Source organism: Pseudomonas sp. LBUM1671 (assembly GCF_059695685.1).
Map to the genome: position 1 here is coordinate 2,210,474 of NZ_CP166782.1, position 21,159 is coordinate 2,231,632.

Genomic DNA, 21,159 nt, shown 5'->3' on the forward strand with positions numbered 1-21,159 from the left:
TTTGGTGATGTATGGAGCTGGCGCAGATTCGTATGTTCAAGACCGTTGCCGAGGTCGGCAGCATCGCCCGGGCGGCGGAGCTGTTGCATTGCGTGCCGTCGAATATCACGGCACGCATCAAGGCGCTGGAAGCCGAGTTGGGTGTGGCGCTGTTTTTGCGCGAGGGTCGAGGTTTGCGCATCAGCCCGGCGGGGCAGACGTTTCTGTCTTACGCCTCGAAGATTCTGGCGCTGACCGTTGAAGCCAAACGCGCCGTTGACCCTTCGGCCGAACCTTCCGGCCCGCTGCGTATCGGTGCCATCGAGTCCTCGGCCACCGGTCGTCTGCCGCGCCTGCTGGCCAAGTTTCACAAGCGTTATCCCGGCGTCGCGTTGGAACTGACCACCGGCACCTGGAGCCAACTGCTCGATGAGACCCTCAATCATCGGCTCGACGGTGCAATCGTGGCGGTGGATGTCGAGCGCTCGCAACTCAAACGCACGCCCATGTACCGCGAAGAGCTGCTGCTGATTGCCTCGACATCCCTGGGGCCGGTGCGTGATATCGCCGATTTGCAGGACAAGACCGTGTTCATGTGGCCACAAGGTTGTCCTTATCGCGCGGCGCTGGAGCATTGGCTGTTGCGGCAGGGGCAGGCGTTGCCGATTGTCAGTCTGGCCAGTTATGGAGCGATTGTCGGGTGTGTCAGTGCCGGGGCCGGGGTCGCGCTGGTGCCCAAAGGCGTGTTTGACCAGTACGCCAAAGGGGCTGGGTGCGCAGGGTTCGAGTTTCCCGAGCTGACGGCCATCGACAACTTGTTTTACTGGCATGAAAACGCCGGGGTTCATCCGGCGCGGGAAGCGTTTGTGGCGATGTTGTGCGAGGAGTTCGTTTGATCTACGCGCCCACATCCCGCATCAACAGCCCGAACCGCAAATCCACCGCATCCGGAATCGGCACATACACCGTGTGCCCGTCCCCCGGCGCCACGTCGATCGCCTCACCTTTGCCGTTCTGCATCTGATGCAGATCGAAGTGGAAGTTACCCTGGGGCGTCATCAGTTCCATGTGATCGCCCAGGCTAAACCGGTTCTTGACCTTCACTTGCGCCAGCCGGTCACGACGCTCACCGGTCAACTCGCCAACAAACTGCTGGCGTTCTGAAACCGAGCTGCCGTGCTGATAGTTCTGGTATTCGTCATGCACATGCCGGCGCAGGAAACCTTCGGTGTAGCCGCGCTGGGCCAGGGACTCCAGATCCGTCATCAAGCTGCGATCGAACTCGCGACCGGCCACTGCGTCATTAATCGCGCGGCGATAAACCTGCGTGGTACGCGCGCAATAGAAGTGCGATTTGGTCCGGCCTTCGATTTTCAGCGAGTGCACGCCCATCTGCGTCAGGCGTGCGACATGCTGCACGGCGCGCAGGTCCTTGGCGTTCATGATGTAAGTGCCGTGCTCGTCTTCGAAGGCCGGCATCAGTTCATCCGGGCGATTGGCTTCCTGCAACAGGAACACCTGATCGGTCGGCGCGCCGATGCCCAGGGTCGGTTCAGGCCGGAACTGCTGGACGATTTCACCGAGCTGATTTTCCATGGCTTGCGTCGCCGAATACTTCCAGCGACAGGCGTTGGTGCAACTGCCCTGATTGGCGTCGCGCTTGTTCATGTAACCCGATAACAGGCAGCGGCCGGAATAGGCCATGCACAGCGCGCCATGGACAAACACCTCAAGCTCCATCGCCGGGACGTGCTGGCGGATCTCGGCGATTTCTTCCAGCGACAGTTCCCGCGACAGGATGATCCGGCTCAAGCCCTGTTGCTGCCAGAACTCGACGCTGGCCCAGTTCACCGTGTTGGCCTGCACCGACAGGTGGATCGGCATCTGCGGGAAGTGCCGGCGCACCAGCATGATCAGGCCCGGGTCGGACATGATCAGCGCGTCCGGCGCCATGGCAATCACGGGGGCCAGGTCGTTGAGGAAGGTCTTGAGCTTGGCATTGTGCGGCGCAATGTTCACCACCACATAGAAGCGTTTGCCCTGCGCCTGTGCCTCGCGAATGCCGAGGGCGAGATTGGCGTGATCGAATTCGTTGTTGCGCACCCGCAGGCTGTAACGCGGCTGGCCGGCGTAGACCGCATCGGCGCCGTAGGCGAAGGCGTATCGCATGTTTTTCAAGGTGCCGGCGGGAGCCAGCAGTTCTGGAGCAAGGAGAGTCATGGCGGTGTTGATCGCAAAAGCCCGCAAGCGTAATCGGCTTGCCCGCGGGGTTCATTGATCTGGATCTATGCTTGATGAATAAACGGATGGCACTCGCGCGAACCGTGGCGGACTAAGCATCAGCACGGCTCTTCAATACGAGAGCGCACTGACATGGATCGGACATGAACGAACAGACGGTACACAACAAATCGCTGGTGATTTTGCTCGGAGTGGTCTCCGCCGCTTTTATCTGGATTTTGCTGCCGTTCTATGGCGCGGTGTTCTGGGCGGTGATCCTCGGGATTCTGTTCGCGCCGCTGCAGCGGCGGATGCAACTGAAGTTCGGCTGGCCGCGCAACCTGACGTCGCTGCTCACCCTGAGCATCTGCCTGGTGATCGCGATCCTGCCGGTGATCATCCTCAGTATCTTGCTGGTCCAGGAAGGGGCGTCACTCTACAAGAGCATTGAAAGCGGCGAGCTGGACATTGCGGGGTATGTGACGCATTTCAAGCACAGCTTGCCGCCATACTTCCAGCATTTGCTGGATCGGGCCGGGCTCGGCGAGCTGGACGGGCTGCGGGAGAAAATCATCAAGAGTGCGGTGACGGGCAATGAGTTTGTCGCCACGCAAGTCTTCAGTTTCGGTCAGGGCACGTTCGATTTTGTGGTCGGCTTTTTCATCATGCTCTACCTGCTGTTCTTCTTCCTGCGAGACGGCGCGGAACTGGCCCGTAAAGTTCGCTCTGCCGTACCTTTGCAGGAACACCAGAAACGCCGTTTGCAGCTCAAGTTCAACCGCGTGGTTCGGGCGACCGTAAAGGGAAACCTGCTGGTGGCGATCACTCAGGGCACATTGGGCGGTTTGATTTTCTGGTTTCTGGACATCCCGAGCGCGTTGCTCTGGGCGGTATTGATGGCGTTTCTATCGCTGTTGCCAGCCGTGGGGGCGGGGATTGTGTGGGCGCCGGTGGCGGCGTTCTTCCTGTTCACCGGGGCGATCTGGCAGGGCGTGGTGCTGGGGTTGTTCGGGGTTTTCGTGATCGGCCTGGTGGATAACGTGCTGCGACCGATCCTGGTGGGCAAGGACACGAAGATGCCGGACTATCTGATCCTCATCTCGACCCTGGGCGGCCTGGCGATTTTCGGCCTGAACGGCTTTGTCATCGGGCCACTGATCGCGGCGCTGTTCATGTCGAGCTGGGCGATCTTCATCGAAACCAAACCAAGGGTGCAGCTGCCTTAAGCGCTGAGCTGCCCCTGGCCGATTTGTTGCGACAGTGCCTTGGCGGCCGGCAGCGAAGTGAGCGGTCCGCTGATCGGTTCGCCGTCCTGAACCAGATACCAACAGGCGAGCAATCCTAGCTCTCTGAGCGGTGCGGGAACGGCGCTGCCGATGACGGACATGATTTGAACCTGGGCCATAAGTACCTCCACTAATCTATGGAGCCACCTTACGGACCAGCCACTAAAACGGACAATCAACACTTTCGATAGTCGTCATTGATGACAGTGAGTCTTGGGATCAGTCCACCACTAGATCAAGCATGTGGACCACTTCCTGCTCGTTGAGCAGGCCTTTGCGCACCAGGTTTTCGGCCAGCAGCGAAAGAAACTTGGCGCTGCGATGGCCTTCCAGGTGCTTGAGTTCGGTCAACGCGTTGTACACCTTGCTGGAAGTGCACAAGCCGACGATGCGGTGCGGGTTTTGCGTGGGCATGAGGTCGTCCTTGTTTTTATCAACCTGTTGTTTACGGACAGATCCAAGCTTGCGGACCTGGCGTGACATAAATATGACCGTTTTACCCAATGCGGGGGAAGGGCGGGCGCGTCAATCTTGCCAACTTGAACCGCCCACACTGTCCCGACAGCGACCTTGACGCGATTTTTCCAGACCTTTGCCGACGAACGGTCACAAAAAAGCCCCGCTGATAAGGCGGGGCCTGATTGAGGCTGTTACCAGCGGCCATAACCGTGGGGATGGCCGTAGTAGCCGCGCGGTGGACCGTAATAGCCACGTGGCGGGCCGTAGTAAACCGGCGGTGGCGCGTAGTAGACCGGTTGCTGCACGTAGACCGGCGCAGGCTGGTAATAAACCGGTGGCGGTTGTTGTACGTAAACCGGCTGCGGCTGGGCGTAGACCGGTTGCTGTACGTAGACAGGCCGGTTGCTGTTGATGATGGCCGAGCCGACGATTGCCGAACCAACGATCGCGCCAAATACCGCTGGACCCTGCCAACCGTGACCGCCGCCAGCCTCTGCCTGCCCTGTGATAGCAAGAGCACCAAGCAGCAAAGCAACTGTGGGGATTTTACGGATCATGATAATTCCTCGGTTCTTCGACCCGGCGCTTGCGTCTGCAATAGACCCAAGGATCGTCGCGGGGATACATCTAAGACAGCGTTTTTTTGAAAATCAGCACAGCCGTTGGGTAAATTTTGTGTAAGGTCTGTACCGGCTTCTTTACGGCCCTTGCGAACCTGCACTGGCACGCCTTAATGATCGATCAGAACGCGATGGAATGGCTAATCCCGTCCATCTGAAAGTGCTTATAGAAGGAGATGTTTGATGCAGATGAATCCCAACCGAGACACCCAGCTGTGCATGTCGCTGTCCGGGCGCCCCGGCAACTTCGGCCTGCGGTTTCACAATCATCTGTATGAACAGTTGGGCCTGAATTTCTACTACAAGGCGTTCAGCAGTCAGGACCTGCCGGGTGCCGTTGGCGGCATTCGTGCACTGGGCATTCGTGGTTGTGGTGTGTCGATGCCGTTCAAGGAAGCCTGCATTGCACTGGTCGATGAACTGGACGCATCCGCGGCGGCCATTCAATCGATCAATACGATCGTCAACACCGACGGCCATCTCAAGGCCTACAACACTGATTACATCGCCATAGCCCAACTGCTTGATACCCATCGGGTGCCGAAGGAGTCGACTTTTGCCCTGCGCGGCAGCGGCGGCATGGCCAAGGCCGTGGCCAGTGCCTTGCGCGATGGCGGCTACAAAAACGGCTTGATCGTGGCCCGTAACGAACGCGCCGGGCGGGCGTTGGCGCAGTCGCTGGGTTATCAGTGGCAGGCGGAGCTGGGCGCTGAGCGTCCGCAGATGTTGATCAACGTCACGCCGATCGGCATGAGCGGTGGTCCTGAGGCCGATCAACTGGCGTTCGACGCTGAAACCATCGCTGCTGCCGAGACTGTCTTCGATGTGGTGGCGATTCCCTCGGAAACACCGCTGATCGTGCGCGGTCGCGCCGAGGGCAAGCGCGTCATTACCGGGCTGGAAGTGATCGCGATCCAGGCGCTGGAGCAGTTTGTCCTGTACACCGGCGTGCGGCCGACGGATGAGCAGTTCAAGAAAGCGGTGGAGTTTGCTCGGGGCTGAACCCTCCAGTTGTCTGTTGACTGTACTGACGCCATCGCGGGCAAGCCCGCTCCCACAGGATCTGAGTCGACCTCAACTTTTGCGGGCAACCCAACCCATGTGGGAGCGGGCTTGCCCGCGATGGCCGCGACTCGTCCTTGAGTCATACCCCTGGGTCAGTTGCCGCACATTTCCCCGCCTATACTCCCCGCCAGCCAGCAAAGACTTGCCGCCCCCCCAAAACAAACCGTGCCCGAGGTTCCCATGCATCCCCCCATTCTCAACCTGAATCAGGTCGAACTCGAACCGCTGCCGGAAGCCCTGGCGCCCACCGGTGAAACCGCCGGCCGCTACCATCAGAAAATGGCCCGCGTCGGCCAGCAACTGGGCGCGCAAAAGCTCGGTTATCGGCTGTACGTTCTGGAGCCGGGCATGCGTGGCAGCCCGTTTCACAGCCATCGGGTCAACGAGGAGATGTTTTATGTCGTGGCCGGGGAAGGGGAGGTGCGCCTCGGTGCCGAGCGTTTTCCGATCCGCGCCGGCGACGTGATCGCCTGCCCACCGGGCGGTCCTGAAGCTGCGCACCAGATCATCAACACCAGCAAGGGTGAACTGCGCTACCTGGCGGTCAGCACCCAGCAATCGCCGGAGATTTGCGAGTACCCGGATTCCGGCAAATACGCAGTGATGGACGATTTCAAGATCGACGCCGAAGGCAATGCCTCAGGCTTCGTCGCCATCGCCCGTCCGGGTGATGGCGTTGATTACTGGGACGGCGAGTAGCACTCCTTTTGTAGGAGCGAGGCTTGCCCGCGAAGGCGATTTTCAATTCGACGATAATGTTGGATGTTGAATCGCTTTCGCGGGCAAGCCTCGCTCCTACAGGCCACTGTGTTGGTTATTCGAGGCGAGCCAGGCGTTCTTCCAGCGCTGAAATCCGTGCCTCAAGCTCTTCGATCCGCTCTACGGAGACGCCGCTGCTGGTGCCACGTTCGGCCGGGTTTTGCCGGGCGGCGAGGATGACTTCGATATCCGCCGGATCGCCCAGCGCATGCATATATCGGTCTTCGCGCTGCCCGGCCTGGCGCGGAATCAACAACGCCAGCCCACGAGCAATCAAGCGTTCCAGTTGATGCACCACCTGTTCGGCGTCTTCAAAATCGTGCATGCGGCCGCTGCGGGTCAGCAGTTCATTGACCGTCTGCGGGCCTCGCAGAAACAGCAGTCCCGCCAGAATCACCTGGGCTGGCACCAGTTCCAGCGCCTTGTCGACTTTGTGCTCCCAGCGATCGGCACGGCTGCCCATCACCAGTTTGGTAAAGCCACGACCTTCAAGGGCGCGCAGGCTCTGGCCGACCTGGCCTTGTGTCAGGTTCATCACCGGTTCACGACTGGTTTTCTGGTTGCAGGCGATCACCAGTGCATTGAGGGTCAGCGGATAGGTTTCCGGGCTGGTGGCCTGCTTCTCGATCAACGAGCCCAGAATGCGGATTTCCGTGCTGTTGAGCCGCGGTTCGTCGAAAGTCGTTTCTTGCTCAGTGCTCATCGCGCTTTTCCCTATGCAGTCGAAGCATGCAGTCGAAGCCGCCTAGCCTAATCCTTGCAGGATAAAAGACAAGCCGCAGGAGGGGCGGGCATGGCTATAATCGGCCCACGTTTTCCTCCTGTCACCACATGAGACTGTCATGACTATTTCCCTGTATGCCGCTTCCGTTCCTGTTTTCAAACAAATGCTCAACGCCCTGAGCGACGTTCTGAACAAGGCCGAAGCCCACGCCACCGCCAAGAACATCGATCCGAACGCGTTCCTGCAAGCCCGTCTGTACCCGGACATGTTCCCGCTGGTGCGTCAGGTGCAGATCGCCGTTGATTTCGCCAAAGGCGTTTCCTCGCGCCTGGCCGAGATCGAAGTGCCGAAGTACGACGACACCGAAACCACCTTCGCTGAGCTGCAAGCCTTGATCGCCAAGGTTCTGGCTTACATCGGCGAGATCAAGCCTGAGCAGATCGACGGCAAGGAAGGCATCGAGATCGTCACGCGTCCAGGCACGCCTAAAGAGAAACGCTTCAGTGGCCAGGCTTACCTGCTGAGCTACGGCCTGCCGCAATTCTTCTTCCACGTCACCACCGCTTACGCACTGCTGCGTCACAACGGTGTGGAAGTGGGCAAGCGCGATTACATGGGCGCGTTCTAAACCGTCCGCGCACTAAAAAGCCCGCCAAGGTGCAAGCCTTGGCGGGCTTTTTGTTTGACTCTACGGATCAGGGGATATCGTGCTTTTGCGGCTCACGCCAAACCTGTAGGAGCCAGGCTTGCCGGCGAAGGCGTCCTTGATATCGCCTTCGCCAGCAAGCCTGGCTCCTACAAGGTGCGGTGTCAGGCCAGGCGTTCTGCTTTCGCTTCTTCGCCCAGGCAAGCCGCGGCGGTAAACAGCACGTCAGTGGAGGAGTTCAGCGCAGTCTCCGCAGAATCCTGCAACACACCAATAATGAAACCTACCGCCACCACCTGCATGGCGATTTCACTCGGAATGCCGAACAGACTGCACGCCAGCGGAATCAGCAGCAGCGAACCACCGGCCACACCCGAAGCGCCACAGGCACAGATCGCCGCCACCACACTGAGCAGAATGGCTGTCGGAATATCCACGGCGATGCCCAGGGTATGCACAGCCGCCAGCGTCAGCACGGTGATGGTGATCGCCGCGCCGGCCATGTTGATGGTCGCGCCCAGCGGAATCGATACCGAGTAAGTGTCTTCATGCAGGCCCAGGCGCTTGCTCAATTCCAGGTTGACCGGAATATTCGCCGCCGAGCTGCGGGTAAAGAACGCGGTGATGCCGCTTTCCCGCAAGCACATCAGCACCAGCGGATACGGGTTGCGACGCAGTTTCCAGAACACGATCACCGGGTTCATCACCAGCGCCACAAACAACATGCAGCCCAGCAGCACGGCCAGCAGATGCACGTAGCCGATCAACGCACCGAAGCCGGACGTGGCGAGGGTCGACGCGACAAGGCCGAAGATCCCCAGCGGCGCGAAACGAATCACCAGGCGCACGATCAGGGTCACGCCGTTGGACAAGTCGCCGAGCACTTCGCGGGTCGTGTCCCCGGCATGGCGTATTGCAACGCCCATGCCGATCGCCCAGGCCAGAATGCCGATGAAGTTGGCGTTCATCAGCGCACTGACCGGGTTGTCGACCACGCTGAGCAGCAGACTTTGCAGCACTTCGCTGATGCCGCCCGGCGCAGTCACGGCGACGTCATGAGTGGACAGCACCAGGCTGGACGGAAACATCATGCTGGCAACGACCGCGACCACCGCGGCGGCAAACGTGCCCAGCAGGTACAAAAACAGAATCGGCCGGATGTGGGTTTCCTGGCCGTGCTTGTGGTTGGCGATCGAGGCCATGACCAGCACGAACACCAGAATCGGCGCGACGGCTTTCAGTGCCGAGACGAAGACTTTGCCGATGAACGCCGTGGACTTCGCCACGTCCGGCGCGATCAGCGCCAGGGCAATCCCGGCGATCAGGCCGATGACGATTTGCGAGACCAGGCTCAAGCGTTTCAAGCGTTGCAATAGCGAAGGGGATGAAGCAGTCATAAAACGGCATCTCTGATTATTAGGTGCGGGGGTATCGCGACATCAATGCCAGTTAATGGCCGATGATCAAGGTGTACGTATCGCAGGGCGCGGACTTTATCACAGCGTGGTCTTGATCCTTCAGACCTGTGACGATCTGCCGCCCGCGCGTTCAACGAGATCGGCAGGTTCGTGCAACCCTGATCGGAAACACTCTGTTAAGATTGCGCATCCTCATTTCAAAGTCATGCCAGTGGGCCTTCGGGCTATCGCTGGTGTCGTCGTTTTCTGGAGTTCTGCATGCTGTTGCCCATCCTTCTGTTGTCGGCCGCCGGTTTTACCGTGCTGACCACGGAATTCATCATCGTCGGCCTGTTGCCGGCGATTGCCCGAGACCTTGAAGTCAGCATTCCCCAAGCGGGTTTGCTGGTGACTTTGTTCGCCTTCACCGTCGCCGCGTTCGGGCCGTTCCTGACCGCCTACTTCGCAAGGTTCGAGCGGCGCAAGCTGTTCATCTCGGTGCTGATCATGTTCGGCCTGGCCAACACCCTCGCGGCGTTTGCGCCGAACATCTGGGTAATGGCCATCGCCCGGTTGATCCCCGCGCTGGGGCTGCCGGTGTTCTGGGCGTTGGCCAGTGAAACCGCAGTGGACATTGTCGGGCCGGATTTCGCCGGGCGGGCGATCGCCAAGATCGGGTTCGGCATTGTCTGCGCCACAGTGTTCGGCATTCCGGTGGGCACGCTGATTTCCGATGCGTTCGGCTGGCGCAGTGCCTTTGGCATTCTGGCGGTGATCGCGTTTGCCAAGGCGTTGCTGCTGTTTATCTACCTGCCGAAAACCAACCTGCACCAGCATCAGGTGAGCTTTCGTTCGCAGTTCAAGATCCTGCGCAGCCCGTTGATGCTGGGCCATGTGCTGCTGTCGATACTGGTGTTCAGCGGCATGTTCACCGCTTACACCTACCTGGCGGACATCCTTGAACGCCTCGCCGGTTTCAACGGCACGGTGGTCGGTTGGTGCCTGATGGGCTTTGGCGCAGTCGGGCTGATTGGCAACTCGTTGGGCGGTCGTGCGGTGGATCGTCATCCGCTGATGGCTTCGGTGATGTTCTGCGCGTTCATGATCGCCGGCATGGTGGCGCTGGTGCCGAACATTCATTCGCCGCTCGGTCTGGCGGCGGCGATGGGGATCTGGGGCGTGACCCAGGCGGCATTGTTCCTGGTCAGCCATGTGCGATTGATGAAGGCCGCGCCCGAGGCGCCGGCCTTTGCCGCGTCGTTGAACATCGCCGGAGCCAACCTCGGCATCGGCCTGGGCGCGATGGTCGGCGGACGGGTGATCAACAGTGTTGGACTGGGCGGGCTCGGTTTTGCCGCAGCCGCGTTTATCCTGGTGTCGATTCTCCTGGCCATGGCGCTGATGACCATGAAGCCGCGCGAAGTCTGCGCCTGACCCTTCACACCTCGGTGAACAGCTCGCGTCGGGCACCTTCGGTAATCGCAACGATGCCGGGGTGCTTGACCTTGCGTTCCACTGAAATGGCGTAGAACGACTCCGTCACGGCGTCGGTCTGGCCAATCAACTCCACGCCATATTGGCGTTTCACCTCGTCGGCAATCACGCTCGGACCGATGAAAATCCCGCTGCCGGACTGACCGAAAGCCTGCATCAGGGCGCTGTCGTCGAACTCGCCGACGATGCGTGGCTGGATCTGCTGCTCGGCAAACCAGCGTTGCAAGCGGCTGCGCACCACGGTTTCCGGCCCGGGAATCAGCAGCGGTGCGCCGTGCAGGCTGCGCGGGAAATCCTGACCGTACTGCGCCGCCAGTTCGGCGGTGGCGAAGAAGCTGATCCCGCATTCACCGAGTTTCTGGCTGTAGCCCTTGATGTCCAGGTGCGACGGCATTGGGCTGTCGGAGATCACCAGGTCCAGACGCTGGATCGCCAGGTCGGCGAGCAAACGCTCAAGTTTGTCTTCGCGACAGGTGATGCGCAGCGGCTCGCTCAATTCCATGGTCGGCGCAATCAGGCGATAGACGATGGATTTGGGCACCACGTCCGCGACGCCCACCCGGAACAGGATCTGCTGTTCGTTGGGTTGCGCCCGCAGCATCAATTCCAGTTCGCCGCCCAGCTGAAACATTTGCTCGGCGTAGGGCAGGGTCTGACGCCCGGCCTCCGTCAGCTCAAGCTGCCGACCGACTCGTCGGAACAGCTCGATGCCATAGGTTTGTTCGAGCAAGGATATCTGCCCGCTGATGGTCTGCGGTGTCAGATTCAGTTGCTCGCAGGCGCGTACGATGCTGCCGGTCTTGGCTACCACCCAGAAATAATGCAATTGCCGATAGTTAAGCATGACGACCTACAGTTCGTAAAAACCGAAGTATAGCTGCTAAAAATACGAATTTTCCTGAAGTGTTTGCCTCCCTAGAATGCCTCGCTATCAACGGGCCATCGTTTCGGCCCGTTCTGTTCTATCGAGGAAGGCATCATGAAGCTTAAAACCACGGCACTGCTGATCGCGTCTTTACTGGTACTGGCCGGTTGCGACCAGGCCGAGAAAAGCGCGCAACAATTGATGGGCAAGGCTGCCGAATCCGCCAAACAGGCGATCGACGACACCCACAAAGCCGCCGAACAAGCGATCAGTGATGCCACCGGCGGCCTGATCAGCAAGAAAGAACCATCGGCCGAAGACAAGCGCAAAACCGAATCTTCGTCCCAGGAAATCTAAACCGTCACAACGAGTCAGGACTGACCCATGGAATACCTTTTAGAACTTGCTGCAAGCCCCACCGCCTGGGTCGCCCTGGCCACGTTGATCGTGATGGAAATCGTGCTCGGCATCGATAACCTGATTTTCATCTCGATCCTGACCAACAAACTGCCCGAGCAGCATCGGCAGAAAGCACGCCGCATCGGTATCGGCATGGCGTTGATTCTGCGACTGGGCCTGTTGAGCACCATCGCGTTCATCGTCCAGTTGACTGAGCCGGTGATCGATATTCTCGGCCACGCGTTCTCCTGGAAGGACATGATCCTGATCGCCGGTGGCCTGTTCCTGTTGTGGAAGGCGACTACCGAGATCCATCACAGCATGGACCCGGCCCCGGATGATCCGATGTCGGCGACCTCGACCGTGACCCTGGGCTTTGCTGCCGCGATCGGTCAGATCCTGATGCTGGACATGGTGTTCTCCATCGACAGCATCATTACCGCAGTGGGCATGACCGAGCACTTGCCAATCATGATCATCGCCGTGGTGGTGTCGGTGCTGGTGATGTTGCTGGCGGCTGATCCTCTGGCCAAATTCATCAACGACAACCCGACGGTGGTGATGCTGGCGCTGGGCTTCCTGATCATGATCGGCATGACGCTGATCGCTGAAGGTTTCGGTGCTCACGTGCCTAAGGGCTACGTCTATGCGGCCATGGCCTTCTCGGCGACCATCGAGGGCTTGAACATGATGTCGCGTCGGGCCAAGCAGAAGAAAGTAGCGGCTGAAGCTTAACCCGCCAAAAACGAAACGGCCGCCTGCGCTCGAAAGAGCCCAGGCGGCCGTTTTTGTTGGCGAGTCGGAAAGGGTCAGTGCGCGGTCGCGTGGTGGACCGGTGGTTTATCGGTGTTCGCCAAAGGCGCCGATTGAACGGGGTGGTGATGGTGCCGACGGGTAATCCGCAAAACGCCCCACAACATGGCGGCGGCCACGGCCAGCCAGCCGGAAATCAACATCACGATTGTCATTGTCAGGCTCATCAGTGCCTCCTCTTTGCCCTGCCTCGGGCACACACTCTTTGCAAATGACAGTCTAGTCGCTGCTGTGTTTCAGGCTATTGACCAAAGGTCGGCTGTCATCAACCAGTTCGCTCTATCGAACGCACTCAACTGCGGTTTAAGGTATACCGCCGCTGCGTGGCGTCCTATGATCGACGGCCAAGCCGGGAGCGTTTTGCCTGGCGTCTGAACAAGAGAGTGATGATCGTGCGGGTATTTTCTCGAATTCGAACGGCGGCGCTGATAGTCGGCTGCGTTGCAGGTTTGGCCGGATGCGCGGGGAGTGTGGTGCCGGAGATCAAGCGACTGCCGGAACGCGTCGAACTCAGCGGCACGTTCTACCGGGGCCAAGACCATCAAAGCGGGCCTCAGGTGCTGGCCAGCCTGTTGTCGCAGCAGGGCATCGTGATTACGCCTGGATTGCTCGAAAAACCCCTGCACTTGCCGGGCGCCGAGGCCCAGTTGCAGCAGAACATGCAAAACCTGGCGCGTGAGTACGGGATGGTGGTGTATCCCCTCGACAGCAATTTGCCGGCGCTGTTGACCCAGGTCGCGGCCGGCTATCCAGTGATGGTGCGCTTCACTGAAGGCTCGGCGCTCTGGGCTGAGCCGCGTTATGCCATTCTCGCCGGATACAATCGCCAGAAGCAGACGGTGTTGCTGCGTGCCGGGATGAATCGCCGGAACTTGATGAGCTTCAGTTCATTTGAATCTTCTTTCAAAGACGCCGGCGGCTGGGCCGTCCTCATCCAGAAACCCAATCAGATCCCCGCCAATGTCGATCAGCAGCGCTGGCTCAAGGCAGCGAGTGATCTTGGCCAGGCCGGTCAGGAACAGGCCGCTGCCCGTGCGAAGAAGGCGCTGACCTCGCAATAAGCTTCCGTTCGTCATGTGCCCGGCACCGCCGGGCATACCTGGCCTCTAAAGGACAAGACCCGGTTTCTCCGGGCCAGATCCCAGGAGGCGCCCCCATGGCACATTCCAATACCCCTGACGGCCCGCATTCATCCGAGCATTCTTCGGGTGACGAGTTGGGTTTCGACCCTGATTCGCCGGACCTCTCTGACCCTCAGGTCGATCCCATCGGGCCCGCCAAGGCGCCCCGGGATGTGAAGCCGGGCGACAATCCCAAGGCTCCGGCGAAGCCTTACGACCCACTCGCTGATCTGAAACCCTAACCCTTGGTGAGGTGCGTATGTCTACTGATTCGAGTTTCAACGACAAACGTCCGGACAGTGTTCCAACAACCCCTGAAAAGGGTGTTGATCCGGTGATGGATCCTGATGACCCGCTAAGAGATCCGTTGGCGCGTCCGATGGTGGTTCCGACGGAGCATCCCCATGGCATGAAAGATCCAAGCGCCGGGGATGGCATTCCGGATGACGATCAGATGCCATTGCCCAACGATTAATGCCAGACGAAAAAAAGCCCCGAATGGTCGGGGCTTTGTTTTTGCTATCGCTGACTTACTTTGACGCTTCAACCACACCGCTCTGACGGTGCTTGAGGTTCTTGTCCGACTTGTACTGCAAGGCTACCGACGGCACGTCTGCGCCTTTGCCGGTTTCCACCCAACTGCGGATACGGGCGGCATCGGCAAAATGCGTGTACTTGCCGAAGGCGTCGAGGATCACCAGCGCTACCTGGCGATTGCCCATGCTGGTCACCAACACCAGGCAGTGACCGGCTTCATTGGTGAACCCGGTCTTGGTCAGCTTGATGTCCCAGTTTGGCTTGCGGACCAAATGGTCGGTGTTGCGGAAACCCAGGCTGTAGTTGGGTTTGCGGAACGTGACGGTTTTTTCCTTGGTGGTACTCAACTCGGTCAATAACGGGTACTTGTGCGCGGCGATCAGCAACTTGCTCAGGTCGCGGGCGGTAGAGACGTTACGAGGGGAGAGGCCCGTCGGCTCGACGAAGTGGGTGCTGGTCATGCCCAGCGCCTTGGCCTTGGCGTTCATCGCGGCAATGAATGCGACATAGCCGCCCGGATAGTGATGGGCCAGGCTCGCGGCTGCACGGTTTTCCGAGGACATCAGGGCGATCAGCAGCATTTCCCTGCGCGGCAATTCGCTTTTGAGTTTGACTCGGGAAAACACGCCTTTCATTTCTGGCGTGTCGCTGATGTTGATATTGATGTACTCGTCCATGTTCTGTCGGGCTTCAACCACAATCAGGCCGGTCATCAATTTGCTGACGGAGGCGATAGGGACAACCACATCGGGGTTGCTGGCATAAATGACTTTGTTGGTCTGCATATCCAGCAGCAAAGAGCTGCCGGAAGCGAGCTTGAGTTGTTTCGTGTCTCGGGGGGCCGCGGTGGTCTCCGCAGCGCTGGCGGTTGGCGTGATGAACGTCCCTGTAAATGCAAAAAATAGGCTCAGGATGGAAAGACGGATTTTCACGCTGGCAGACTCATAAGGTGTTGATAAGCCGTTATGTAACGGGCTATTTCGTAAAAGCGCGACATTCTGGAGTATGGCTGAATAACTGTCGATGGTTGTTCAAGCAGGACGTAAAAGTCCTTGGGAACATGAAAAAAAAGTCATTTTCCGGCGGATGGTCGATCTTTTACTTCAGGCAAAAAGAACCCCGCCATTGGCGGGGTTCTTTTATTCGTCGCTTATGCCAAAACGGGCACTCAGCTGTGCAGTGTTTCCGCAGCGTACAACGTGTTTTCCAGCAGGCAGGCGCGCGTCATCGGGCCGACTCCGCCCGGTACCGGAGTGATCCAGCCGGCGCGGGGCAGGGCGGTTTCGTAGATCACGTCACCGACCAGTTTGCCGTCTTCCTGTCGATTGATACCGACGTCGATCACGATCGCGCCTTCCTTGATCCACTCACCTTTGACCAAGCCCGGCTTGCCGGCGGCGACGACGACCAGATCGGCACGGCCGACGTGGTCCGCCAGATCCTTGGTGAATCGGTGGGTGACGGTCACGGTGCAGCCGGCCAGCAGCAATTCCATCGCCATCGGACGGCCAACAATGTTGGACGCTCCGACGACCACGGCATTCATCCCGTAAAGGCAAGCACCGGTGCTTTCCAGCAGGGTCATGATGCCTTTCGGGGTGCACGGACGTAGCAGCGGGATGCGCTGGGCCAGGCGACCGACGTTATAAGGGTGGAAACCGTCGACGTCTTTATCCGGACGAATGCGCTCCAGCAATTTGGAGGCATCCAGGTGTTCAGGTAAAGGAAGCTGAAGCAGAACGCCGTCAATTGCCGGATCGTCGTTCAGGCGATCGATCAGATCGGTCAGTGCTTCTTGAGTGGTTTCGGAAGGCAGGTCGTAGGCTTGGGAAATGAAGCCGACCTCTTCACAGTCTTTACGCTTGTGCGAGACATAAACCTGAGAGGCAGGATCGCTGCCGACCAGGATCACCGCGAGGCCCGGCGTGCGCAGGCCTTGCTCGCGACGCTCGTTGACCCGTTTGGCGATCTGCTGGCGCAGGCTGGCGGCGATCGATTTGCCGTCGATTAGTTGTGCAGTCATTGCGCGTGATTAACCATCGAGAGGGGAAAAAAAGAGAACGCATTCTCGCATGTCATGCGGTGAGGGCAAAGGCGCTTGGTCTGCAAATTCCTCTAAGCCCTTTAATTAAATGAATTTTTTATAAAAAGGATTTGACGACCCTCGGGGCGCTCTATACTATTCGTCGCACTTGTCGGGCACAGCCTAGCACTGGATGAGAAGGTCGAGCGGAATTACGGTTCTGCGAGGCTGGAAAGCTCTTAGTTTGTAGTCCTCCAAGAGTACAGATTAATAAGCGCCCGTAGCTCAGCTGGATAGAGCATCCGCCTTCTAAGCGGATGGTCGCAGGTTCGAGTCCTGCCGGGTGCGCCATTAGGCAGCTTTGGCACAAGTAGCGCAATATGGTGGGCGTAGCTCAGTTGGTAGAGCACGGGATTGTGACTCCCGTTGTCGAGGGTTCGATCCCCTTCGTCCACCCCATATTTCGAAAGGCGCCAGATTAACAGTCTGGCGCCTTTGCTTTAACAGCTTCAAACGCGGATGTGGTGGAATTGGTAGACACACTGGATTTAGGTTCCAGCGCCGCAAGGTGTAAGAGTTCGAGTCTCTTCATCCGCACCAAATAAGCTTCACTCAGGCCGGCTGGCTTGATTGGGGCGCAGCAAGGGAGTTGTTTGGCTTCTTTGCAAGGCAATATGGTGGGCGTAGCTCAGTTGGTAGAGCACGGGATTGTGACTCCCGTTGTCGAGGGTTCGATCCCCTTCGTCCACCCCATATTTCGAGAGGCGCCAGATTTAACAGTCTGGCGCCTTTTTTGTTTTAGCGGTTCGAGTATCAAGCGGCTGCATGTTCTGGGTCGCAGGGGTGGGGTGTTTCATCGTATTTATGTTTCTCGATGATGCCGCGCCGCCCGCCGGCCTTGCTCGCAAGACCGGCTGTCAGGGAGATGATTGGCAACTTCTTCTATATATAGAAGGATGGGTGCAGGGCCCTGGCGTGACTGGCTGTATTTGCTAACAGGGCGAGGCACAACCGTTTGTCCCTCGCCTATAAATTGCCTGCTGCTTTTTTACCCGTTTTCAGTAGGGTGACTTCTTGAGTTTGACCCACTAGAATGCATGCCCTTGATTCTGGGGTCGGAAACGGCCGGCTAACGTCTGTGCAACGAGGAATATCCATGCAAGTTTCTGTTGAAAATACTTCTGCTCTTGAGCGCCGCATGAGCATCACCGTGCCGGCTGAGCGCATCGAGACTCAGGTCAACAAGCGTCTGCAGCAGACTGCCCAAAAGGCCAAGATTGCTGGCTTCCGTCCAGGCAAAGTGCCAATGAGCGAAATCAAGCGCCGTTTTGGTGCTGATGCGCGTCAGGAAGCTGTAGGCGATGTGATCCAGTCTTCGTTCTACGAAGCTGTTGTCGAGCAAAAGCTGAACCCGGCTGGCGCCCCTTCGATCGAGCCTAAATCGATGGAAGCCGGCAAAGATCTGGAATACGTTGCCATCTTCGAAGTGTTCCCTGAGTTCACCGTTGCCGGCTTTGAAGGTATCACCGTAGAGCGCCTGAGCGCTGACGTGGCTGATGCCGATCTGGACAAGATGCTGGACGTGCTGCGCAAGCAGAACACCCGTTTCGAAGTGGCCGATCGCGCTGCCCAGAACGAAGACCAACTGAACATCGATTTCGTTGGCAAGGTTGACGGCGAAGTGTTTGCTGGCGGTTCCGCCAAAGGTACTCAGCTGGTTCTGGGTTCCGGCCGCATGATCCCTGGTTTCGAAGACGGTCTGGTTGGCGCTAAAGCCGGCGAAGAGCGCGTTCTGAACCTGACCTTCCCAGAGGACTATCAGAACCTCGACCTGGCGGGCAAAACCGCTGAGTTCACCGTGACTGTGAACACTGTTTCCGAGCCAAAACTGCCAGAGCTGAACGAAGAATTCTTCGCTCAATTCGGCATCAAGGAAACCGGTCTGGAAGGCTTCCGCACCGAAGTTCGCAAGAACATGGAGCGCGAACTGCGTCAGGCGATCAAATCCAAGGTCAAGAATCAGGTAATGGACGGTCTGCTGGCCACCAACCCGATCGAAGTGCCTAAGGCTCTGCTGTCCAACGAAGTTGACCGTCTGCGTGTGCAGGCTGTTCAGCAGTTCGGCGGCAACATCAAGCCTGATCAACTGCCGGCCGAGCTGTTCGAAGAACAGGCCAAGCGCCGCGTTGTGCTGGGTCTGATCGTGGCGGAAGTGGTCAAGCAATTCGACCTCAAGCCTGACGAAGCCCGCGTTCGTGAAATGATTCAGGAAATGGCTTCGGCCTACCAGGAGCCTGAGCAGGTTGTGTCTTGGTACTACAAGAACGACCAGCAACTGAACGAAGTCCGTTCGGTTGTGCTGGAAGAACAAGTTGTGGATACTGTTCTGCAGAAAGCTAGCGTGACCGACAAATCGGTCTCTTACGAAGAAGCAGTCAAGCCGGTAGAAGCTCCACAAGCCGACTGATCGTTTTTGCGATAAGAAGTACACACCATAAGCCAGCCTTCGTGCTGGCTTATGCGTATTCAAGACATAACTATTTGGGAGTGACTGCAGAGCATGTTCCGTAATTCGTATATTCAGCAGAACTCTGATATCCAGGCCGCAGGCGGCCTGGTCCCGATGGTTGTCGAGCAGTCTGCTCGTGGCGAGCGCGCCTATGACATTTACTCGCGCCTTCTCAAGGAGCGAGTGATCTTTCTGGTTGGTCCGGTAGAGGACTACATGGCCAACCTGATCTGTGCGCAACTGCTGTTCCTTGAAGCGGAAAACCCGGACAAGGACATCCATCTCTATATCAACTCCCCGGGCGGTTCGGTGACAGCAGGCATGTCGATCTACGACACCATGCAGTTCATCAAACCCAACGTATCGACCACCTGTATCGGCCAGGCGTGCAGCATGGGCGCGTTTCTGCTGACCGCCGGTGCTGCCGGCAAGCGTTATTGCCTGCCGAATTCGCGCGTGATGATTCACCAGCCGCTGGGCGGTTTCCAGGGGCAGGCGTCGGATATCGAAATCCATGCCAAGGAAATTCTCTTCATTCGTGAGCGTCTCAACACGCTGATGGCCAAGCACAGCGGCCACACTCTTGAAGAAATTGAGCGCGACACCAACCGCGATAACTTCATGAGTGCAGAAGCTGCGCGTGAGTACGGGTTGATCGATGAAGTGATCGCCCAGCGCCCAGCTTAAAAATAAGCAGCTCAAAATAGGCTTGGTCGGCTGGTCTGATCATTAGCGGGCTTGAAAAAGCCCGCAATAGCCTTCATCTTGTGTTGCAAGCCTATCGGATTTGGATCGAACGAATGACTGACACCCGCAACGGCGAGGACAACGGCAAGCTGCTCTATTGCTCCTTCTGTGGCAAAAGCCAGCATGAAGTGCGCAAATTGATTGCCGGCCCCTCGGTCTTTATCTGCGACGAGTGCGTCGACCTGTGCAATGACATCATCCGAGAGGAGGTGCAGGAAGCCCAGGCCGAAAGCAGCGCGCATAAATTGCCTTCGCCTAAAGAAATCAGCGGCATCCTTGATCAGTACGTGATTGGTCAGGAGCGTGCGAAAAAGGTTCTGGCCGTAGCGGTGTACAACCACTACAAGCGTCTGAATCAGCGTGACAAAAAGAATGACGACGTCGAGCTCGGCAAGAGCAACATCTTGCTGATCGGCCCGACAGGCTCGGGTAAAACCCTGCTTGCCGAAACACTGGCCCGTTTGCTGAACGTTCCGTTCACCATCGCTGACGCAACCACCCTCACCGAGGCGGGTTACGTGGGTGAAGATGTCGAGAACATCATTCAGAAGCTGCTGCAGAAGTGCGATTACGACGTAGAAAAAGCCCAGATGGGCATTGTCTACATCGATGAGATCGACAAGATCTCGCGCAAGTCTGACAACCCGTCGATCACCCGGGACGTTTCCGGTGAAGGCGTGCAGCAGGCCCTGCTCAAGTTGATCGAAGGCACGGTCGCTTCCGTTCCGCCGCAAGGTGGTCGCAAGCATCCGCAGCAGGAATTCCTTCAGGTCGACACCCGTAACATTCTGTTCATCTGCGGTGGTGCGTTCTCCGGTCTGGAAAAGGTTATTCAAAACCGTTCGACCAAGGGCGGCATCGGTTTCAACGCGGAAGTTCGTAGCAAGGAAGAAGGCAAGAAAGTCGGTGAATCCCTGCGTGAAGTCGAGCCTGACGATCTGGTCAAGTTCGGTCTGATCCCGGAATTCGTCGGTCGTCTGCCGGTCCTTGCCACGCTGGACGAGCTTGATGAGGCTGCATTGATGCAGATTCTCACCGAGCCGAAAAATGCTCTGACCAAGCAGTATGCCAAGCTGTTCGAGATGGAAGGTGTGGACCTGGAATTCCGGGCCGACGCGCTGAAATCGGTCGCCAAACGTGCCCTGGAACGCAAGACCGGTGCCCGTGGACTGCGCTCGATTCTCGAAGGTGTATTGCTCGACACTATGTATGAAATCCCCTCGCAGTCCGAGGTGAGTAAAGTAGTGATCGACGAAAGCGTGATAGAAGGCAAGTCCAAGCCACTGTATATCTACGAAAACAGTGAGCCGGCTGCCAAGGCTGCGCCAGACGCTTAAGCGTCAGGCAGCTGGAATAAAGAAGGGGCCTTCGGGCCCCTTTTCTTTTAAAGAGTTTTTAACACCCTCATTGCGCTTGTTTTTTTTCAAAGCAGCCCCCATCTTGGTTTCAAGCTTACTTCCATCTGTTTACGGCCTTATGGCCGCCGTAGAGGCGAA

General features: G+C 58.2%; 23 protein-coding genes, 4 tRNA genes and 1 pseudogene. 18 read left to right on the forward strand and 10 right to left on the reverse strand.

Features of this window, described 5'->3' with window-relative positions; translation table 11 throughout:
- Positions 1-11 precede the first annotated feature (11 nt).
- Entirely contained in the window at positions 12-875 is an 864-nt protein-coding gene (locus tag ACA060_RS10100; RefSeq protein ID WP_497316975.1) for a LysR substrate-binding domain-containing protein, read from the forward strand.
- Position 876: 1 nt separating this feature from the next.
- On the opposite strand, the gene trhP is transcribed toward ACA060_RS10100, so the two are convergent.
- Positions 877-2,199 carry a prephenate-dependent tRNA uridine(34) hydroxylase TrhP gene (gene trhP, locus ACA060_RS10105; RefSeq protein ID WP_497316977.1) on the reverse strand — a complete coding sequence of 441 codons (1,323 nt, stop codon included), beginning with the start codon at positions 2,197-2,199 and terminating at the stop codon, positions 877-879.
- 164 nt (positions 2,200-2,363) lie between these two features.
- On the opposite strand from trhP, the gene ACA060_RS10110 reads away from it, so the two are divergent.
- Entirely contained in the window at positions 2,364-3,425 is a 1,062-nt protein-coding gene (locus ACA060_RS10110; RefSeq protein ID WP_497316979.1) for an AI-2E family transporter, read from the forward strand.
- Here ACA060_RS10110 and ACA060_RS10115 read toward each other — a convergent pair.
- The 3 genes from ACA060_RS10115 to ACA060_RS10125 form a co-directional block, all read right to left on the reverse strand.
- Positions 3,422-3,604 (reverse strand): hypothetical protein, encoded by a 183-nt coding sequence (locus ACA060_RS10115; RefSeq protein ID WP_109629246.1) that lies wholly within the window; start codon positions 3,602-3,604, stop codon positions 3,422-3,424. The genes ACA060_RS10110 and ACA060_RS10115 overlap by 4 nt on opposite strands.
- Positions 3,605-3,704: 100 nt before the next feature.
- Complete coding sequence (locus ACA060_RS10120; protein WP_003179723.1) at positions 3,705-3,899, reverse strand: hypothetical protein; 195 nt, start codon at positions 3,897-3,899, stop codon at positions 3,705-3,707.
- Between the two features lie 236 nt (positions 3,900-4,135).
- Entirely contained in the window at positions 4,136-4,501 is a 366-nt protein-coding gene (locus ACA060_RS10125; RefSeq protein WP_109629248.1) for a hypothetical protein, read from the reverse strand.
- Between the two features lie 246 nt (positions 4,502-4,747).
- On the opposite strand from ACA060_RS10125, the gene ACA060_RS10130 reads away from it, so the two are divergent.
- Both ACA060_RS10130 and ACA060_RS10135 read left to right on the forward strand, forming a co-directional pair.
- On the forward strand, positions 4,748-5,566 hold the full coding sequence (locus ACA060_RS10130) for a shikimate 5-dehydrogenase (protein ID WP_497316982.1): 819 nt from the start codon (positions 4,748-4,750) through the stop codon (positions 5,564-5,566).
- A 243-nt stretch (positions 5,567-5,809) separates the two neighbouring features.
- Positions 5,810-6,328 carry a cupin domain-containing protein gene (locus tag ACA060_RS10135; RefSeq protein ID WP_497316984.1) on the forward strand — a complete coding sequence of 173 codons (519 nt, stop codon included), beginning with the start codon at positions 5,810-5,812 and terminating at the stop codon, positions 6,326-6,328.
- 115 nt (positions 6,329-6,443) lie between these two features.
- Here ACA060_RS10135 and ACA060_RS10140 read toward each other — a convergent pair whose 3' ends face one another.
- Positions 6,444-7,091 carry a YceH family protein gene (locus ACA060_RS10140; protein WP_109629254.1) on the reverse strand — a complete coding sequence of 216 codons (648 nt, stop codon included), beginning with the start codon at positions 7,089-7,091 and terminating at the stop codon, positions 6,444-6,446.
- Between the two features lie 139 nt (positions 7,092-7,230).
- On the opposite strand from ACA060_RS10140, the gene ACA060_RS10145 reads away from it, so the two are divergent.
- Positions 7,231-7,740 (forward strand): DUF1993 domain-containing protein, encoded by a 510-nt coding sequence (locus tag ACA060_RS10145; protein WP_497316986.1) that lies wholly within the window; start codon positions 7,231-7,233, stop codon positions 7,738-7,740.
- A gap of 182 nt (positions 7,741-7,922) precedes the next feature.
- On the opposite strand, the gene sstT is transcribed toward ACA060_RS10145, so the two are convergent.
- Positions 7,923-9,155 (reverse strand): serine/threonine transporter SstT, encoded by a 1,233-nt coding sequence (sstT, locus tag ACA060_RS10150; RefSeq protein WP_497316987.1) that lies wholly within the window; start codon positions 9,153-9,155, stop codon positions 7,923-7,925.
- 279 nt (positions 9,156-9,434) lie between these two features.
- Between sstT and ACA060_RS10155 the strand changes: the two genes are divergently transcribed.
- A complete protein-coding gene (locus ACA060_RS10155; RefSeq protein ID WP_497316988.1) occupies positions 9,435-10,589 on the forward strand; it encodes an MFS transporter in 1,155 nt (384 codons plus the stop codon).
- Positions 10,590-10,593: 4 nt separating this feature from the next.
- Here the strand turns inward: ACA060_RS10155 and nhaR are convergent, their stop codons facing one another.
- Complete coding sequence (nhaR, locus tag ACA060_RS10160; protein ID WP_109629261.1) at positions 10,594-11,493, reverse strand: transcriptional activator NhaR; 900 nt, start codon at positions 11,491-11,493, stop codon at positions 10,594-10,596.
- A gap of 135 nt (positions 11,494-11,628) precedes the next feature.
- Here nhaR and ACA060_RS10165 point away from each other — a divergent pair, with 135 nt between their 5' ends.
- Both ACA060_RS10165 and ACA060_RS10170 read left to right on the forward strand, forming a co-directional pair.
- Positions 11,629-11,871, forward strand: coding sequence for a hypothetical protein (locus ACA060_RS10165; protein WP_497316990.1), 243 nt, complete (start codon positions 11,629-11,631; stop codon positions 11,869-11,871).
- Positions 11,872-11,898: 27 nt separating this feature from the next.
- Positions 11,899-12,648, forward strand: coding sequence for a TerC family protein (locus tag ACA060_RS10170; RefSeq protein ID WP_497316992.1), 750 nt, complete (start codon positions 11,899-11,901; stop codon positions 12,646-12,648).
- Between the two features lie 74 nt (positions 12,649-12,722).
- Here ACA060_RS10170 and ACA060_RS10175 read toward each other — a convergent pair whose 3' ends face one another.
- Positions 12,723-12,893 (reverse strand): hypothetical protein, encoded by a 171-nt coding sequence (locus ACA060_RS10175; protein ID WP_497316994.1) that lies wholly within the window; start codon positions 12,891-12,893, stop codon positions 12,723-12,725.
- A gap of 166 nt (positions 12,894-13,059) precedes the next feature.
- Here ACA060_RS10175 and ACA060_RS10180 point away from each other — a divergent pair.
- The 3 genes and pseudogenes from ACA060_RS10180 (at position 13,060) to ACA060_RS10190 (ending at position 14,322) form a co-directional block, all read left to right on the forward strand.
- A pseudogene (locus tag ACA060_RS10180) lies at positions 13,060-13,787 on the forward strand (cysteine peptidase family C39 domain-containing protein).
- Between the two features lie 95 nt (positions 13,788-13,882).
- Entirely contained in the window at positions 13,883-14,089 is a 207-nt protein-coding gene (locus ACA060_RS10185; RefSeq protein ID WP_497316996.1) for a DUF6021 family protein, read from the forward strand.
- A 17-nt stretch (positions 14,090-14,106) separates the two neighbouring features.
- The gene (locus tag ACA060_RS10190) at positions 14,107-14,322 is read left to right on the forward strand and encodes a hypothetical protein (RefSeq protein WP_109629269.1); all 216 of its coding nucleotides are present in this window, start codon (positions 14,107-14,109) and stop codon (positions 14,320-14,322) included.
- 55 nt (positions 14,323-14,377) lie between these two features.
- On the opposite strand, the gene pbpG is transcribed toward ACA060_RS10190, so the two are convergent.
- Entirely contained in the window at positions 14,378-15,316 is a 939-nt protein-coding gene (gene pbpG, locus ACA060_RS10195) for a D-alanyl-D-alanine endopeptidase (RefSeq protein ID WP_497316998.1), read from the reverse strand.
- A 236-nt stretch (positions 15,317-15,552) separates the two neighbouring features.
- Positions 15,553-16,407, reverse strand: a complete 855-nt coding sequence (gene folD, locus ACA060_RS10200) for a bifunctional methylenetetrahydrofolate dehydrogenase/methenyltetrahydrofolate cyclohydrolase FolD (RefSeq protein ID WP_109629273.1) — start codon at positions 16,405-16,407, stop codon at positions 15,553-15,555.
- A gap of 274 nt (positions 16,408-16,681) precedes the next feature.
- Here folD and ACA060_RS10205 point away from each other — a divergent pair.
- From ACA060_RS10205 to clpX, 7 genes are all read left to right on the forward strand, one after another.
- A tRNA-Arg gene (locus ACA060_RS10205) sits at positions 16,682-16,758 on the forward strand.
- A gap of 32 nt (positions 16,759-16,790) precedes the next feature.
- Positions 16,791-16,866, forward strand: a tRNA-His gene (locus ACA060_RS10210).
- 56 nt (positions 16,867-16,922) lie between these two features.
- Positions 16,923-17,007: transfer RNA gene (locus ACA060_RS10215), tRNA-Leu, on the forward strand.
- Between the two features lie 77 nt (positions 17,008-17,084).
- Positions 17,085-17,160 (forward strand) — tRNA-His (locus ACA060_RS10220).
- Positions 17,161-17,563: 403 nt separating this feature from the next.
- The gene (gene tig / locus ACA060_RS10225) at positions 17,564-18,874 is read left to right on the forward strand and encodes a trigger factor (protein WP_403104726.1); all 1,311 of its coding nucleotides are present in this window, start codon (positions 17,564-17,566) and stop codon (positions 18,872-18,874) included.
- Between the two features lie 93 nt (positions 18,875-18,967).
- Positions 18,968-19,603: an ATP-dependent Clp endopeptidase proteolytic subunit ClpP gene (clpP, locus tag ACA060_RS10230; RefSeq protein ID WP_095167796.1), complete on the forward strand. Its 636-nt coding sequence runs from the start codon at positions 18,968-18,970 to the stop codon at positions 19,601-19,603.
- A 113-nt stretch (positions 19,604-19,716) separates the two neighbouring features.
- Positions 19,717-21,000, forward strand: a complete 1,284-nt coding sequence (clpX, locus tag ACA060_RS10235) for an ATP-dependent Clp protease ATP-binding subunit ClpX (protein ID WP_007946893.1) — start codon at positions 19,717-19,719, stop codon at positions 20,998-21,000.
- Positions 21,001-21,159 lie beyond the last annotated feature (159 nt).

What these genes read in the sequence shown, in the direction of transcription:
- ACA060_RS10100 (WP_497316975.1), top strand. Translation starts at nt 12, where the DNA reads ATGGAGCTGGCGCAGATTCGTATGTTCAAGACCGTTGCCGAGGTCGGC.
- trhP (WP_497316977.1), bottom strand. Translation starts at nt 2,199, where the DNA reads ATGACTCTCCTTGCTCCAGAACTGCTGGCTCCCGCCGGCACCTTGAAA.
- ACA060_RS10110 (WP_497316979.1), top strand. Translation starts at nt 2,364, where the DNA reads ATGAACGAACAGACGGTACACAACAAATCGCTGGTGATTTTGCTCGGA.
- ACA060_RS10115 (WP_109629246.1), bottom strand. Translation starts at nt 3,604, where the DNA reads ATGGCCCAGGTTCAAATCATGTCCGTCATCGGCAGCGCCGTTCCCGCA.
- ACA060_RS10120 (WP_003179723.1), bottom strand. Translation starts at nt 3,899, where the DNA reads ATGCCCACGCAAAACCCGCACCGCATCGTCGGCTTGTGCACTTCCAGC.
- ACA060_RS10125 (WP_109629248.1), bottom strand. Translation starts at nt 4,501, where the DNA reads ATGATCCGTAAAATCCCCACAGTTGCTTTGCTGCTTGGTGCTCTTGCT.
- ACA060_RS10130 (WP_497316982.1), top strand. Translation starts at nt 4,748, where the DNA reads ATGCAGATGAATCCCAACCGAGACACCCAGCTGTGCATGTCGCTGTCC.
- ACA060_RS10135 (WP_497316984.1), top strand. Translation starts at nt 5,810, where the DNA reads ATGCATCCCCCCATTCTCAACCTGAATCAGGTCGAACTCGAACCGCTG.
- ACA060_RS10140 (WP_109629254.1), bottom strand. Translation starts at nt 7,091, where the DNA reads ATGAGCACTGAGCAAGAAACGACTTTCGACGAACCGCGGCTCAACAGC.
- ACA060_RS10145 (WP_497316986.1), top strand. Translation starts at nt 7,231, where the DNA reads ATGACTATTTCCCTGTATGCCGCTTCCGTTCCTGTTTTCAAACAAATG.
- sstT (WP_497316987.1), bottom strand. Translation starts at nt 9,155, where the DNA reads ATGACTGCTTCATCCCCTTCGCTATTGCAACGCTTGAAACGCTTGAGC.
- ACA060_RS10155 (WP_497316988.1), top strand. Translation starts at nt 9,435, where the DNA reads ATGCTGTTGCCCATCCTTCTGTTGTCGGCCGCCGGTTTTACCGTGCTG.
- nhaR (WP_109629261.1), bottom strand. Translation starts at nt 11,493, where the DNA reads ATGCTTAACTATCGGCAATTGCATTATTTCTGGGTGGTAGCCAAGACC.
- ACA060_RS10165 (WP_497316990.1), top strand. Translation starts at nt 11,629, where the DNA reads ATGAAGCTTAAAACCACGGCACTGCTGATCGCGTCTTTACTGGTACTG.
- ACA060_RS10170 (WP_497316992.1), top strand. Translation starts at nt 11,899, where the DNA reads ATGGAATACCTTTTAGAACTTGCTGCAAGCCCCACCGCCTGGGTCGCC.
- ACA060_RS10175 (WP_497316994.1), bottom strand. Translation starts at nt 12,893, where the DNA reads ATGAGCCTGACAATGACAATCGTGATGTTGATTTCCGGCTGGCTGGCC.
- ACA060_RS10185 (WP_497316996.1), top strand. Translation starts at nt 13,883, where the DNA reads ATGGCACATTCCAATACCCCTGACGGCCCGCATTCATCCGAGCATTCT.
- ACA060_RS10190 (WP_109629269.1), top strand. Translation starts at nt 14,107, where the DNA reads ATGTCTACTGATTCGAGTTTCAACGACAAACGTCCGGACAGTGTTCCA.
- folD (WP_109629273.1), bottom strand. Translation starts at nt 16,407, where the DNA reads ATGACTGCACAACTAATCGACGGCAAATCGATCGCCGCCAGCCTGCGC.
- tig (WP_403104726.1), top strand. Translation starts at nt 17,564, where the DNA reads ATGCAAGTTTCTGTTGAAAATACTTCTGCTCTTGAGCGCCGCATGAGC.
- clpP (WP_095167796.1), top strand. Translation starts at nt 18,968, where the DNA reads ATGTTCCGTAATTCGTATATTCAGCAGAACTCTGATATCCAGGCCGCA.
- clpX (WP_007946893.1), top strand. Translation starts at nt 19,717, where the DNA reads ATGACTGACACCCGCAACGGCGAGGACAACGGCAAGCTGCTCTATTGC.